This is a genomic window from Micromonospora sp. USAFONa4 (assembly GCF_057197825.1).
This window is the reverse complement of sequence record NZ_CM170072.1, coordinates 650,758-665,838: the sequence shown is the minus strand read 5'-3', so window position 1 is coordinate 665,838 and position 15,081 is coordinate 650,758. Positions and strand designations below refer to the sequence as shown.

The window sequence follows — 15,081 nt, the reverse complement described above, 5'->3', positions numbered from 1 at the left end:
CGAAAGGACACTGACATGACCGTTGACCAGGTGGCCGCCGACGTCGAGCAGCTGACCCGCAAGCTGATGACCGAGGAGCCGGACCGGCCGATCTCCGCCGACGACACCTTCGTGGACCTCGGCCTCGACTCGCTCAAGCTGGTCGACCTGCTCGGCGCCGCCGAGATGCACTTCGACATCGAGGTGCCGGACGAGGAGGTCGGCAACTTCGTCCGGGTCCGGGACCTCACCGACTTCGTGCTCGGCGCCAAGTGAACGCCGGCGACGGGGACGCCCGGGAGCTGTCCGTCGGTCAGGCCGCGCAGTGGGCGCTGTACCGACTCGCGCCCGAGAGCTCGACCAGCAACGTGGTGACGGCCGTGCTCGCCGAGCCGGTCCTCGACACCGACGTGCTGCGGGCCGCCCTCGTCGCCGTCCAGGCTCGGCACGACCTGCTCCGGTCCCGGTTCGCCGAGACCGGGGCAGGACCGGTGCGGTTCGTCGACCCGGTCGGCTCGGGCGCGATCGAGGTCCGCGAAGTCGGCGACGTGGACGACGAGACCCTGCGTACGCTCATCCACGCCGTCGGCGAGCAGCCGCTCCGGCTCGAACAGGACGGCCCCCTGCGGGCGGTGCTGCTGCGGCGGGGCACGGACTGCGCGCTGGTGCTGGTCATCCACCACATCGCCACCGACGGGCTCTCCCAGTACCTGATCTGGCGGGACCTCGGCGACGCGTACCGGGCGGGTCGGGGCGGGGACACGATGGACTGGCCGACGCGGCCCAGCTACGACGAGTTCGTGGCCCGCGAGCAGGCCATGCTGGCCGGGCCCCGGCGCGCCGAGCTGGCCGAGCACTGGGCCCGCACCTGCGCCGGCGCCACCGCCGCCACCCTGCCCACCGACCGGCCGCGCTCCGCCACCCGCTCGTACCGGGGCGCGTCCGTGGCCCGGATGCTGCCGGACGACATCTCCCGGCAGGTACGCGCCACGGCCGCCACCCTGGCGGTGACCCCGTTCGCGGTCCTGCTCGGCGTCTTCGAGGCGCTGCTGCACCGGTGCACGGGGCAGGGCGAGTTCACCATCGGCTGCCCGGTCTCGCTGCGGCGGGGGCGGGCGCTGCGGGAGGTCGTCGGGATGCTGGTGAACCCGGTCGTGCTGCGGTCGTCGTTCACCCCGGGCACCACCTTCGCGACGGCGATCGCCGCCGCGGGACGCCAGCTCTCGGAGGGCGTGGCGCGCGCCGCCTACCCGTTCCCCCTGGTCCAGGCCGCCCGCCGGGACCGGGACCCGCTGGTGCGGGTCACCATCACGCTGCTCACCCGGCAGCACGGCGACACCCTGTCCGACACCAGCAACGGATTCGTCGGGCACCGGGTCCGCCAGCTGGTGGTGCCGTACGACGAGGGGCAGTTCGACCTCGCCGTGACGGTGCACCAGCTGCCCGACCTGGCCCTGCGTACCGAGTTCAACTACGACCGGGACCTGCTCGACCGCGCCACCGTCGAGCGGCTCTTCGACCAGTACCTGGCCCTGCTCGGCGCGGCCTGCGCCGACCCGGCCGCGACGGTGGCCGACGCCCGCCTGGCCGGCGACGTCGACGAGCGGATGCTGCTCGAACTCGGCATGAGCTGAGCACCCCGGTCATCCGGCGCCCGTCGTCGACGGGTGCCGCACAGCGCCCGCACGGCGGTTGCGGGCGACCTTCCGTCAGCCCGGAGAGGGGGTTGAAATGGATCAGGGAATTCTCTCCACGGTCGGCAACACGCCCCTGGTGCGCCTGGACCGGTTGTTTCCCGAATTTCCCGCCCGGGCGTACGCGAAACTCGAACAGTTCAATCCGGGCGGGAGCATCAAGGACCGGGCCGCGCTGAACATGCTGCGCGGAAAGATCGAATCCGGCGAACTGGTGCCGGGACGGTCCGTGGTGGTGGAGTCCAGCTCCGGCAACCTCGCCATCGGCCTGGCCCAGATCTGCGCGTACTTCGGGATCCGGTTCATCTGCGTGGTGGACCCGAAGACCACCCGGCAGAACCTGGCGGTGCTGGCCGCGTACCAGGCCGAGATCGACATGATCGAGCACCCCGACCCGGTGACCGGCGAGTATCTCGCGGTCCGGCGCCGCCGGGTGCGCGAGCTGGTGGAGACCGTGCCCGGCGCCTACCGCCCGGACCAGTACACCAACCCGCTCAACGCCCGCGCCCAGCGGCAGACCATGGCCGAGATCATGACCGAGCTGGACGGCCGGGTCGACTACCTGTTCTGCTCCACCGGCACCTGCGGCACCCTGGTCGGCTGCGCCGACTACCTGCGCGAGAACGGCCACCGCACCCGGATCGTCGCGGTCGACGCCGTCGGCAGCGCGATCTTCGGCCACCCGCCCGCGCCCCGGCTGATCCCCGGGCACGGCGCCTCGGTGGTGCCGCCGCTGGCCGCCAACGCCCGGCCGGACGAGGTGCTGCACGTCTCCGACCTCGACTGCGTGGTCGGCTGCCGGTTGCTCGCGGTCCGGGAGGCCATCCTCGCCGGCGGTTCCTCCGGGGCGACGGTGGCCGCGCTGCGGCGCCGCATGGCGGACCTGCCCGCCGGGAGCACCAGCGTCCTGATCTTCCCGGACAACGGCGACCGCTACCTCGACACCATCTACTCCGATCGCTGGGTGACCGAACAGTTCGGCGAGGTCAGCCACCTGTGGAAGGGCGAAAAATGCTGATCATCGGCCATGCCGTGGTCCGGGACGTGCTCGACGGCGACGAGGCCAGGGTCATCGACCTCGTCCGGCAGGCGTACGTCCTGCACGAGCAGGGCCGCACCAGCGTGCCGCACTCGGTCTTCCTGCGCTTCCCCGACAACGCCCGCAACCGGATCATCGGCCTGCCCGCCTACCTGGGCGCCGATCCGCCGGCCGCCGGCATGAAGTGGATCTCCTCGTTCCCGGCGAACATCGAGCGCGGCCTGGACCGCGCCAGCGCCGCCATCGTGCTGAACTCGCTGGAGACCGGCCGGCCCGAGGCGGTGATCGAGGGATCGGTCGTCTCCGCCCGGCGCACCGCGGCCGGCGCGGCCCTCGCCGCGCAGCTGCTGACCGCCGAGCGCCGCCCGGACGGCCTGGCGCTGATCGGCTGCGGGCTGATCAACGAGCAGGTGCTGCGCTTCCTGACGGTGGCCCTGACCCCGCCGGCCTCGCTGGTGCTGCACGACACCGACCCGCGCCGGGCCGAGGCGTTCGCCGCCCGCGCGGCGGCCCTGCTGCCGGCCACGACGATCAGCGTGGCGGCGAGCGCCGAGCAGGCCCTGGCCGCCCACCGGCTGGTCTCGATCGCCACCACCGCCAGCGAACCGCACCTGGGGCTGACCGCCTGCCAGCCGGGGACCGTGCTGCTGCACCTGTCGCTGCGCGACCTGCACCCCGAGGCGATCCTGTCGGCCCGCAACGTCGTCGACGACCCCGACCACGTGTGCCGCGAGCGCACCTCGCTGCACCTCACCGAGCAGCTCACCGGCGGCCGGGACTTCATCCACACCACCATCGGCCGGCTGGCCGGCGGTGCGGCGCTGCCCCCGGGCGACGGACCGGTGGTGGTCTCGCCGTTCGGGCTGGGCGTGCTGGACATCGCGCTGGCCGAACACGTCCGCCGCACGGCGGCCGAGCGGGGCCTCGGCGTGCGGATCGACGACTTCACACCCGTACCGGCCGCCGCCGTGGCGACCGCGCGACCCACGAGGGAGAGAACATGAGCGACGACGACCGCAGCTACCTGGTGGTGCTCAACGACGAGGAGCAGTACTCGATCTGGTGGAGCGACCGGGCGCTGCCGGCCGGCTGGCGGGCCGAGGGCACCGAGGGCACCCGGGACGAGTGCCTCAGCCGGATCAACGAGCTCTGGACCGACATGCGGCCGAAGAGCCTGCGCCTGCGCATGGACGGCGCGTCCGTCTGACGGACCCCCGGCAGGCGTGACCCCCGGCCGTCCGCGATCGACCCCCCACCCCGGAGGAGCACCCCGATGAGCACCCCTCTGTCCACCCTGCCGGCCGCCGGAGCGGGCACGGTCGGTCCCGTCGTCCTGCCGGACCTGATCGCCCGCCAGGCCGCGGCGACGCCCGACGCGACCGCGGTGCTCGCCGGCGACGTACGGGTCGGCTACGCCGAACTCGACCGGCGCGCCAACCAGCTCGCCCGGCACCTGGTGGGGCTGGGCGTCGGTCCGGAGTCGACGGTCGGCGTGTACCTGCGCCGGGGGGTCGACCTGGTGGTCGCCCTGCTCGGGGTGTGGCGGGCCGGCGGCGCGTACCTGCCGCTGGACCCGGCGCACCCGGTGGACCGGCGCCGGTGGATCGTCGCCGACACCGGGGTGGACGTCGTGCTCACCCAGAGCGACCTGTGCGACGACGCCCTGGCCGGGCCGTCGCACGTGGTCTGCCTGGATGCCGACCGGGCGCGGATCGCGGCCGGACCGGACACCGCGCCGCCGGTCCGCATCGACCCCGACAACGCGGCGTACGTCATCTACACCTCCGGGTCGACCGGCCGGCCCAAGGGCGTGGTCGTCACCCACGGGGCCATCGGCAACCGGGTGGCCTGGACGGTCCGGCAGCACGGCCTGTCGCCGGCGGACCGGGTGTTGCAGAAGACCGCGGTGAGCTTCGACGCGGCCGGCTGGGAGTTCTTCGCCCCGCTGATCTGCGGGGCGACGGTGGCGCTCGCGCCGGACGGCGCCGAACGCGACCCGGCGGCCCTGGTGGCGGCGGTCGTCCGGTCCCAGGCGACCGTGCTCCAGGGTGTGCCGTCGGTGCTGCAACTGGTGACGGAGGAGCCGGACTGGCCGAGGTGCACCTCGCTGCGGCTGGTCTTCTCCGCCGGCGAGCCGCTGCACGCCGAGCTGTGCCAGCGGCTGGCGGTGGCACCCGGGACACGGGTCTGGAACACGTACGGCCCCACCGAGTGCGCCATCGACGTGACCGCCCAGCAGGTCGACCTCGCCCAGCGCACCGGGCCGGTGCCGATCGGCCGGCCGCTGGACAACCTCCGCCTCCAGGTGCTGGACGCCAACCGGCGGCCGGTGCCGATCGGCGTGGTCGGCGACCTCTACGTGGGCGGCGCCGGGCTCGGCCGCGGCTACCTCCACCGGCCCGACCTGACCGCGGAGCGGTTCGTGCCGGACGAGTACGGGCCGCCCGGCGCGCGGCTCTACCGCACCGGCGACCAGGTCCGGTGGCGCTCGGACCGGAGCCTGGAGTTCGTCGGCCGCGCCGACGACCAGCTCAAGATCAATGGGGTACGCATCGAGCCGGGCGAGGTGGAGGCCGCGCTGGCCGCCCACCCGGACGTCCGGCGGGCGGTCGTCGTCGGCTTCGCCGAGCCCGGCGGCAGTCCCCGGCTGGCCGCTTACGTCGCCAGCCGGCGCCCCCTGGGCAGCACGGAGCTGCGGGCCTTCCTGACCGACCGGCTGCCCGACGCCCTGGTGCCGGCCGTGTTCGTCCCCGTGGCGGAGTTCCCGCTGACCACCGGCGGGAAGGTCGACCGGGCCGCGCTGCCGCCCGTCGAGACCACCGACCGCACGGCCTACCTGGCCCCGCGAACCGACGCCGAGCGCCTGGTCGCCCGGCTCTGGCAGGAGCTGCTCGACGTCGACCGGGTGGGGGTGCACGACGACCTCTTCCAGCTCGGCGGGTCGTCGCTGGTGACCGTCCGCCTCGCCAGCCGCCTCGCCGCCGAGTCCGGCGTGCGCGTCGAGCTGAGGGAGCTGCTCGCCGCGAGCACCGTCGAGGCGCAGGCCGCCCTGCTGACCGACGGCGACCCCGCGACGCCGGCGGTGGTCCCGGTGCCCCGCACCGGCGCGCTGCCGCTCTCCCCGGCCCAGCGGCGGCTGTGGCTGCTGGACCAGCTGCACCCGGGCAGCCCCGAGTGGGTGGTGCCGCTCTACCTGCGCCTGCCCGGCTCGCTGACCCCCGACACCGTACGGGCGGCGCTGACCGCGCTCGAGGCCCGGCACGAGGCGCTGCGCACCCGCTACCTGACCCACGACGGCGAGCCGCACCAGCGCGTCGACCCGCCCGGCCCCGTCGACCTCACGATCCGCGACGCGACCGAGGCTCCGCTCGTCGACCTCGTCGACGCGCAGCTCGGCCGGGGCTTCGACCTGCGCACCGGGCCGCTGTGGCGGGCCACCCTGGTCACCTCGGCCGGGGCGGACCACCTGCTGCTGGTGGCGCTGCACCACATCGCTTCCGACGCGACCACCGCCGGGGTCCTGGAGCGGGACCTGCGGGAACTCTGCGCGGCCGGCGCCGCCGGCCGGGAGCCCGACCTGCCAGAGCTGACGGTGCACTACGCCGACTACGCGGCCTGGCAGCGCCGGTACCTGACCGACGACCGGGTCGAGCGGGAACTCGGCTTCTGGCGCGAGCACCTGGCGGGGGTGCCCGAGCTGACCCTCCCGCTGGACCGGCCCCGGCCGGCCGCGCGCGACCCGCGCGGGGCGCACGTCGAGTTCGAGGTGCCGGCGCAGCTCGCGGAGAAGCTGACCGCGCTGGGCCGGCGCTGCTCGGCGACCCCGTTCATGACCATGCTGGCGGGCTTCGCCACGCTGCTGGCCCGCTACAGCGGGCAGTGGGACGTCGCCGTCGGCGCGCCCACCTCCGGTCGACGCCCCGCCGAGGCGGAACAGATCGCCGGGGTCTTCCTCAACCCCGTGGTGGTGCGCTGCACCCTGGACCCGGCCGCCCCGTTCGAGGCGGCCCTGCGGGCCGTGCGCTCCCGGACCCTGGCCGCCCTCGCCCACCAGGACCTGCCCTTCGAGCGGGTGGTCGACGACCTCGTCGACACCCGCGACCTCTCCCGCACCCCGCTCTACCAGGTGATGCTCAACGCCCAGGAGGGCGGGATCACCGGCCAGTCGACCGACGACGAGGCACTGCTGGACGCCCTGCGCCGGGCGGCCCGGATCGCCAAGACCGACCTCACGATGCACGTCTGGCCCCGCCCCGACGGCACCCTGGCCGGCAGCCTGGAGTACGCCACCGCCCTGTTCGACGAGCCCACCGTGCGGCGGATGGCCGAGCACTTCGTCCGGCTGCTCGCCGCGGCGGTGGCCGAGCCGGGCACCCCGCTCGACGACCTCGACCTGCTCTCGCCGGGCGAGCGCCACCTGCTCCTGCACGAGGTGCACGGGCCCACCGTGCCCCGCTCCGCCGCGACCGTCTGCGACCTCTTCGAGGCCCAGCGGCACCGCACGCCGGACGCGGTGGCGCTGCGGCACGGCGACCTCACCACCACCTACGCGGCGTTGGACGACCGGGCCAACCAGTTCGCCCACCACCTGCGGCGCTCCGGGGTCGCCCGGGGCGCGGTGGTGGCCGTGCTGCTGGACCGGGGCGTCGACCTGGTCGCGGCGATCCTCGGCGCCTGGAAGGCGGGCGCGGCCGTGCTGCCGCTCGACCCGTCGTACCCCGCCGGGCGGATCGGGCACATGCTCGTCACCGCCGGCGTGAAGCTGGGCGTGACCCAGGCGGCGTACGCGCCCAGGTTCACCGTGCCGACCCTGCACGTGGACACCCACCGGCTGATGGTCTGCGCCGGCCCCACCCACCGGCCGGACCGGGACACCGACCCGGAGGAGACGGCCTACGTGCTGTTCACCTCCGGCTCGACCGGCCGCCCCAAGGGCGTGGCGCTGCCGCACCGGGCCGTGTCCAACTTCCTCGCCTGCGCCGTCGAGACCGAGGCCCGGGGCGACCGGGGGTCGCGCGGGGGACGGGGCGACGGCGCGCCGCTGTTCACCACCATCGCCTTCGACCTGTCCATCCCCAACCTGTTCAGCCCGCTGGTCTCGGGTCAGGCGGTGACCCTGCTCCCCGCCGCCCTCGACATCGCCGAGCTGGGCGGCCTGCTCGTCAAGGCCGGCCCGTTCGACCGGTTCATCATGACCCCGCCGCACCTGGAACTGCTCACCGAGCAGCTCGACGACGAGCAGGCGGGTCAGCTCTCCGGCCTGATCTGGACGGCCGGCGCGGCGCTGCGCAAGGAGACCGCCAACCGGTGGCTGGACCGGCTCGGGCCGGGTGGCCTCACCAACAGCTACGGGCCGACCGAGACCACCGTCATCATGACGGCCCACCCGGTGCGCACGCCGCAGACGACCGACATCGTGCCGATCGGCCGGGCGATGGCGAACACCACCGTCCGGGTGCTCGACGACGCGCTGCGGCTGCTGCCGCTCGGGGTCGTCGGCGAGCTGTACATCGGCGGGGAGTGCCTGGCCACCGGGTACGCCGGCCGGCCGGACCTGACCGCGGAGAAGTTCGTGCCCGACCCGTACGGGCCGCCGGGCAGCCGGCTGTACCGCAGCGGGGACCTGGTCCGGATGCGCCCGGACGGGGTGATGGACTTCGTCGGCCGGGCCGACGACCAGGTGAAGGTGCGCGGCTACCGCATCGAACTCGGCGAGATCCGCGCCGTCGTCGAGGAGCACCCCGGGGTGACCCGGTGCGCGGTCATCGTCCACGAGGAGCGGCTGGTCGCCTTCCACCGGGGCGAGGCGCCCGACCTGGCCGCGCACTGCGCCCGGCTGCTGCCCGACTACATGACGCCGAGCCTGCTCGTGCCGGTGGCCGAGATCCCGCTCAACGCCAACGGCAAGGTGGACCGCGCCGCCCTGCTCGGCCTGCTCTCCGACGCCGTGACGACCGGCGCCGCCGGCACCGAGGATGGCCTCGTCGCACCGCGCACGGTCGTCGAGGAACGCCTCTGCGCGATCTGGAGCGACCTGCTGGGCGTGCCCGTCGGCGTGCGGCACAACTTCTTCGCCATGGGCGGGCACTCCGTGCTGGCGGGCCGGCTGGTCGCCGGCCTCCAGGAGGAGTTCGACCTCGACGTGTCGCTCCGGCTCGTCTTCGAGCACCCGACCGTCGAGGCGATGGCGGGCGCGGTGGAGGACCTCATCCGGGCCGAGGTGGACGCGCTTTCCGACGCCGACCTGACCGAAGACCTGCGGCAGACCAAGGAGCACCAGGCATGACCTCGACCGCGAACCAGCCCAACCTGCGCGAGTCGCTCGTCCAACGCCGGCTGGCGGGCCGGGCCGCCGGTCGACGGGCCGGGATCCCGACCGTCGACCGCTCGGGCGACCTGCCGCTCTCCTTCGGTCAGCAGCAGATGTGGTTCCTCAACCGGCTGGACCCCACCAGCCCGGAGTACCTGGTCTCCTCGGCGCTGCGGCTGCGCGGCCCGCTGGACCGGGCCGCGCTGGCCCGGGCGTGGGACGCCCTGATCGCCCGCCACGAGATCCTGCGCACCCGGTACGCGATGGCCGACCTGACGCCGGTGCAGGTCGTCGACGAGCCCCGCCCGCAGGAGCTGCCGCTGGTCGACCTGACCACCGTGCCGACGGCGGAGCGGGAGGACCGGGCCACCACGCTGATGACCGAGCTGGCCGCCACCGGCTTCGACCTGGCCACCGAGTGGCCGGTACGGGCGACGCTGCTGCGCCTGGCCGAGGCCGAGCACCTGCTGGTGCTGGTGATCCACCACATCGCCTGCGACGCGCCCTCCACGGCGGTGCTCCTCGGCGACCTGGCCGAGCTGTACGGTGCGTACGTCCGGGGCGAGTCCTCGCCGCTGGCGCCGCCGGCCGTGCAGTTCGCCGACTTCGCGGCGTGGCAGCGCGACCGGCTGCGCGGCGAGCCGCTGGAGCGGCACCTGGAGCACTGGCGCGACCGCCTCGCCGGCATCGCCCCCCTGGAGCTGCCGGCCGACCGGCCCCGGCCCCGCGTGCGCGACTGGCGGGGCGCCTCGGTGCCGTTCGCGCTCTCCGCCGACCTCTCCGCCGCGCTGCGCGAGATCGCCCGCGGCGCGGAGACCACCCTCTTCGTCACCCTGCTCACCGCCTTCCAGGCGCTGCTGTCGCGCTACACCGGCCGCACCGACATCCCCGTGGGCAGCGTGACGTCCGTGCGCGACCGCGCCGAGCTGCGCAACCTGGTCGGGTACGGGATCGACAACCTCGTCCTGCGGGGCAGCTGGACGGGGGACCCCACCTTCGCCGACCTGCTGCGCGGCAGCCGCGCCACGGTGCGCGACGCCTTCGCCCACGCCGACGTGCCGTTCGCGCTGCTGGTCGACGAGTTCGAACCGGAGCGGGACCTGTCCCGCACGCCGCTCTACCAGGTCGCCTTCACCCTGGGCGACGACGCTCCCGGCGGCACCTGGCCGGCGGGCCTCGCCGCCGAGACGCTCTGGCTGCCCACCCGGGTCGCCAAGGTCGACCTGCAACTGCACGTCGTCGAGGGGGCCGACGGCCGGCTGCGCGGGCACCTGGAGTACGCGACCGCGCTGTTCGACGACGCCACCGTGCGGCGGATGGCCGACCACCTCGGCCGGCTGCTGGAGCACGTCGGGGCCGACCCGCACGCCCGGATCTCCGAGCTGCGGCTGCTCGACGACGCGGAGCTGGCGGCGGCCACGCCCGCCCCGGCCCGTCCCACCGCACCCGTGACCGGCACCGTGCACGGCGTCTTCGCCGCCACCGCCGCCGCCCACCCCGCCGCGACCGCCGTCGTGGACGGCGCGCGACGCTGGACGTACGCCGAACTGGACGCCGCCGCGAACCGGCTGGCGCACCACCTGCGGGCCCTCGGCGCCGGCCCGGAGCGGCTGGTGGCGGTCTGCCTGGACCGCCGCGCGGAGCTGGTCTCCACCCTGCTGGGCGTGCTGAAGTCCGGGTCGGCGTACCTGCCGGTGGAGCCCGGCGTCCCCGCCGACCGGCTCGACTTCATGCTCGCCGACGCGGGCGCGCGGATCGTGGTGACCACCGAGGCCCACCGGGCGCGGTTCGCCGACTTCGACGGCGCCGTGGTGGTGCTGGACGACCCCGGGCACGCCGGGGAGATCGCCGGGCGTCCCGGCACCGAACCGGGCGTCGCCGTCGACCCCGAGAACCTGATCTACGTCATCTACACCTCCGGGTCGACCGGCCGCCCCAAGGGCGTCTTCCTGACCCACGCCAACGTGCTGCGCCTGACGACCGTGGCGCAGGACGACCTGAACTTCGGCCCCGCCGACGTGTGGCCGCTGTTCCACTCGTACGCCTTCGACGTGTCGGTGTGGGAGCTGTGGGGCGCGCTGCTGCACGGCGGCCGGCTGGTGATCGTGCCCCGCGAGGTCACCCGTTCCCCCGGCGACCTGCTCGACCTGCTGGTCGAGGAGCAGGTCACCGTGCTCAACCAGACCCCGACGGCCTTCCGCGGCCTGGTGGGGCTGGCCCGCGACGGCGACCCCCGCATCGACCGGCTCGCGCTGCGCGCGGTCATCTTCGCAGGCGAGAAGCTGGAGTACGGCGACCTCGGCCCCTGGGTCGCCCGGCGCGGGCTGGCCGCGCCCCGGCTGCTCAACCTCTACGGGATCACCGAGATCACCGTGCACGCCACCTACTACGAGGTGCGCCCCGACGACCTGGCCGGCACCGCCAACCCGGTCGGCGTCCCGCTGGCCGACCTGAGCATCCACCTGCTCGACCCGTACGGCAACCCGGTCCCGGTCGGCGTCACCGGCGAGATCCACGTCGGCGGGCCCGGCGTGGCCCGGGGCTACCTGAACCGGCCCGAGCTGACCGCCCAGCGGTTCGTGCCCGACCCGTTCGGCCCGCCCGGCGCCCGGCTGTACCGCAGCGGCGATCTGGCCCGCCGGCGCGCCGACGGCAGCCTGGAGTTCGTCGGCCGCATCGACGACCAGGTGAAGATCCGGGGCTACCGGGTCGAGCTGGGCGAGATCGAGGCCGCCATCGCGGCCCTGCCGAGGGTGCGCGAGGCAGTGGTCGTCGTCCGCGAGGACACCCCCGGCGACCGGCGCCTGGTGGCGTACTCGGTCGTCGACGAGCAGGCGGAGCTGCCCCGGCCGGGGCAGGTGCGCGCGGCGCTGGCCCGCACCCTGCCCGAGTACATGATCCCGTCGGCGTTCGTCCCGCTGGCCCGGCTGCCGCTGACCGTCAACGGCAAGCTCGACAAGCGGGCGCTGCCCGCACCAGACCGGGCCGTCACCGCCACCGACCGGCCCTACCTGGCGCCGCGTACGGAGGTGGAGGAGCGGCTCGCCGCGATCTGGGCCGAGCTGCTCGGCCTGGAGCGGGTCGGCGTCGAGGACGGCTTCTTCGACGTCGGCGGCGACTCGATCCGCGCCGTGGCGCTCGCCGCCGCCATCCGGGCCGCCGGCTTCGACGTGCAGGTGCGCGACCTCTTCGAGCGCCGCAGCATCGCCGAGCTGGCGGAGTTCCTCACCGGCCGCCCCGCGCCGGCCGCGCCGGAGCCGGCCGTCGAGGCGTTCGCGCTGATCTCCGAGGCCGACCGGGCCGCGCTGCCCGACGGCGTCGTCGACGCGTACCCGTGCACGCAGGTGCAGCTCGGCATGCTCGCGGAGATGCTCGCCGACGAGCACAACCACTACCTCAACGCCACCACCTACCGCATCCCAGACGCCGGCGAGTTCTCGCTCGACGCGTTCCGGGAGGCCGCCGCGCTGCTGGTGCGGCGGCACGAGGTGCTGCGCACGTCGTTCGACCTGACCGGCTACTCGGTGCCGATGCAGCTCGTGCACGCCACCGCCGAGATGCGGGTCGGCATGGACCGGGCGCGCGCCACCGACCGGGCCGGCCTGGAGCGGGAGCTGCGCGACTTCATCGCCGCCGAGCGGGCCGACATGTTCGACCTCGGCGAGCCGGCGCTGTTCCGGCTGCACGCGCGCGTCTGCGCGGACGGGAGCTGGTGGCTCACCCTCACCGAGTGCCACCCGATCATGGACGGCTGGAGCTACCACTCGCTGATGATGGAGCTGGTCGGCGCGTACCACCGGATCCGCGACGGGCAGCCGGTCGAGCCGCGCCCGGCGCCGCCTGTGCGCTTCGCCGACGCGGTCGCCGCCGAGCTGCGCTCCACCGGCGAGGGGACGGACCGCGCCTTCTGGCACGACCGGGTCGCCGGCCGGGACCGGTTCGTGCTGCCCGAGGGCTGGGGCGACCCGACCGCCGCCGACGGCGCCCAGTACGACCACTGGGTGCCGCTGCACGATCTGGAGCCGGGCCTGCGGGCGCTGGCCCGCGAGACCGGCGTGCCGTTCAAGTCGGTGATGCTGGCCGCGCACCTGAAGGTGATGAGCCAGCTCACCGGGTCGGGGTCGTTCTTCACCGGGCTGGTGTCCAACATCCGCCCCGAGGTCGCCGGCGCCGACCGCGTCTACGGCATGCACCTGAACACGGTGCCGTTCGTGCACGACGCGGGCGCGCGTACCTGGCGGGAGCTGATCGGGCGGACGTTCGCCGGGGAGCTGGAGCTGTGGCCGCACCGCCGGTACCCGCTGCCGGTGCTCCAGCGGGAGGTCGGCGACGGCGGCCGGATGCTGGACGTCCGGTTCAGCTTCCACGACTTCCACCAGATCGACACCGACGAGATCGACTACGCCGACTCGATCGACGACAGCCCCAACGAGTTCCCGCTCGGCGTGATCAGCCGGCTCGGCTTCCTCACGCTGGAGGCCAACCTGCGCCACCTCGGCGTGCCGCAGGTCGCCCGCCTCGGTGGCATGTACCGGGCGGTGCTGGAGGCGATGGTGGCCGACGTGGACGGTGACGCGTCGGTGACGTGCCTGCCTCCGGGTGAGGCGTCGGTGGTGCTGGCCGACGGGGCGTCGGCGGTGGCGCCCGTGTCGCGTTCGGTGCTGGCCGAGTTCGAGGCGCGGGCCGCGGAGGCGCCGTCGGCGGAGGCGGTGTCGGTGCCGGGCGGCGCGGGGATCGACTTCGCGGAGCTGGACGTCCGGGCCGGGCAGGTCGCCCGCTGGCTGGCCGGCCGGGGTGTGGGTGCCGGTGCGGTGGTGGGTGTGCTGCTGGACCGTGGTGTGGAGCTGGTGGCGTCGATGCTGGGGGTGTGGAAGGCGGGTGCGGCGTTCGTGCCGGTGGATCCGTCGTACCCGCCGGGTCGCATCGCGGCGATGCTCGCCGACGCCGGTGCCCGGGTCGTGGTCACCTCGCAGCGGTACGCCGACCGGTTCGCCCCGGTCGACGTGGAGGTCGTGCGCGTCGAGGAGATCGGGGAGACGGACGCGCCCCTGCCGGTGCGCGCCACGGATCTCGACGAGTTGGCGTATGTGATTTTCACGTCGGGGTCGACGGGTCGGCCGAAGGGTGTGCAGGTGTCGCACCGGGGGTTGGCGAATCATGTGCGGTGGGCGGCGGGTGAGTTGGCGTCGCGTGGTGCGGGTGGTTGTGCGGTGTTCTCGTCGGTGGCGTTCGACTTGCAGGTGCCGAATTTGTGGGCGCCGTTGGTGGCGGGTCAGCGTGTGGTGATGGTGGGTCAGGATGTGGATCTGGCCGAGTTGGGTGCGGTGTTGGCGTCGTCGGGGCCGTTCAGTTTCTTGAAGTTGACGCCGGGTCACCTGGAGATTCTTGGTCGGCAGTTGTCGGATGAGGCGTTGGCGTCGTTGGCGCCGGTGGTGGTGGTCGCTGGTGAGGCGCTGCCGGCGGCCCTCGCCAACCGGTGGTTGGGTCTGCTTGGTGCCGGTGGGTTGGTTAACGAGTACGGGCCGACCGAGGCGAGTGTCGGCACGTGCATCTTCCCGATCGAGACCGAGCAGGCGGGTCCGGTGGTGCCGATCGGCCGTGCCCTGCCGGGCATGACGATGTACGTGCTCAACCGGGACCTGCACCTGGCCCCGGTGGGTGTGGTCGGTGAGCTGTACGTCGGTGGCGTGGGCGTGGCCCGTGGTTATGCCGGTCAGCCGGCGCTCACGGCCGAGCGGTTCCTGCCCGACCCGTTCGCCGCAGCCGGCAACGGGCCCGGAAACGCGGCCGGGGCGCGGATGTACCGCACCGGGGACCTGGTGCGGCGGTTGCCCGACGGGGCGGTGGAGTTCGTCGGGCGGGTCGACCACCAGGTGAAGATCCGCGGCTACCGGATCGAACTCGGCGAGATCGAAGCGGTCGTCGAGGGCACCGACGGCGTCGGCGACGCGGTCGCCCTGGTCGGCGAGTCGGACCGGCTCGTGGTGTTCTACCGGCCGGCCGCGCCGGCCACGGAGCTGGCGGACCGGATCCGGCAGCGGTGCGCGGAGCACCTGCCG

7 protein-coding genes (1 of these 7 only partly in view) are annotated in these 15,081 nt (G+C 74.3%); all 7 read left to right on the top strand.

Annotation, left to right across the window (positions count from 1 at the left end):
• The first annotated feature begins 15 nt into the window (after nt 1–15).
• Nucleotides 16–255 (top strand): acyl carrier protein, encoded by a 240-nt coding sequence (locus tag AC0OO9_RS02685; RefSeq protein ID WP_132240744.1) that lies wholly within the window; start codon nt 16–18, stop codon nt 253–255.
• Nucleotides 252–1,613 (top strand): condensation domain-containing protein, encoded by a 1,362-nt coding sequence (locus AC0OO9_RS02680; protein ID WP_484515267.1) that lies wholly within the window; start codon nt 252–254, stop codon nt 1,611–1,613. Before AC0OO9_RS02685 ends, AC0OO9_RS02680 begins: the two co-directional genes overlap by 4 nt.
• A gap of 97 nt (nt 1,614–1,710) precedes the next feature.
• Nucleotides 1,711–2,691, top strand: coding sequence for a 2,3-diaminopropionate biosynthesis protein SbnA (sbnA, locus tag AC0OO9_RS02675; protein WP_132240746.1), 981 nt, complete (start codon nt 1,711–1,713; stop codon nt 2,689–2,691).
• A complete protein-coding gene (gene sbnB, locus AC0OO9_RS02670; protein WP_484515265.1) occupies nt 2,685–3,716 on the top strand; it encodes a 2,3-diaminopropionate biosynthesis protein SbnB in 1,032 nt (343 codons plus the stop codon). Before sbnA ends, sbnB begins: the two co-directional genes overlap by 7 nt.
• Entirely contained in the window at nt 3,713–3,919 is a 207-nt protein-coding gene (locus AC0OO9_RS02665) for an MbtH family protein (protein ID WP_121401347.1), read from the top strand. The genes sbnB and AC0OO9_RS02665 overlap by 4 nt, the downstream gene beginning before the upstream one ends.
• A gap of 66 nt (nt 3,920–3,985) precedes the next feature.
• Nucleotides 3,986–8,998: an amino acid adenylation domain-containing protein gene (locus AC0OO9_RS02660; RefSeq protein WP_484515262.1), complete on the top strand. Its 5,013-nt coding sequence runs from the start codon at nt 3,986–3,988 to the stop codon at nt 8,996–8,998.
• Nucleotides 8,995–15,081, top strand: partial view of a non-ribosomal peptide synthase/polyketide synthase gene (locus AC0OO9_RS02655; protein WP_484515261.1) — the 5' end (the start) only. 17,319 nt of this gene lie beyond the right edge of the window; only the first 6,087 of its 23,406 coding nucleotides appear in the window; it begins with the start codon at nt 8,995–8,997; its stop codon lies off the right edge, out of view. The genes AC0OO9_RS02660 and AC0OO9_RS02655 overlap by 4 nt, the downstream gene beginning before the upstream one ends.

Coding starts and splice junctions, on each gene's coding strand:
- sbnA (WP_132240746.1), top strand. CDS start 1,711: ATGGATCAGGGAATTCTCTCCACGGTCGGCAACACGCCCCTGGTGCGC.
- AC0OO9_RS02685 (WP_132240744.1), top strand. CDS start 16: ATGACCGTTGACCAGGTGGCCGCCGACGTCGAGCAGCTGACCCGCAAG.
- AC0OO9_RS02665 (WP_121401347.1), top strand. CDS start 3,713: ATGAGCGACGACGACCGCAGCTACCTGGTGGTGCTCAACGACGAGGAG.
- sbnB (WP_484515265.1), top strand. CDS start 2,685: ATGCTGATCATCGGCCATGCCGTGGTCCGGGACGTGCTCGACGGCGAC.
- AC0OO9_RS02660 (WP_484515262.1), top strand. CDS start 3,986: ATGAGCACCCCTCTGTCCACCCTGCCGGCCGCCGGAGCGGGCACGGTC.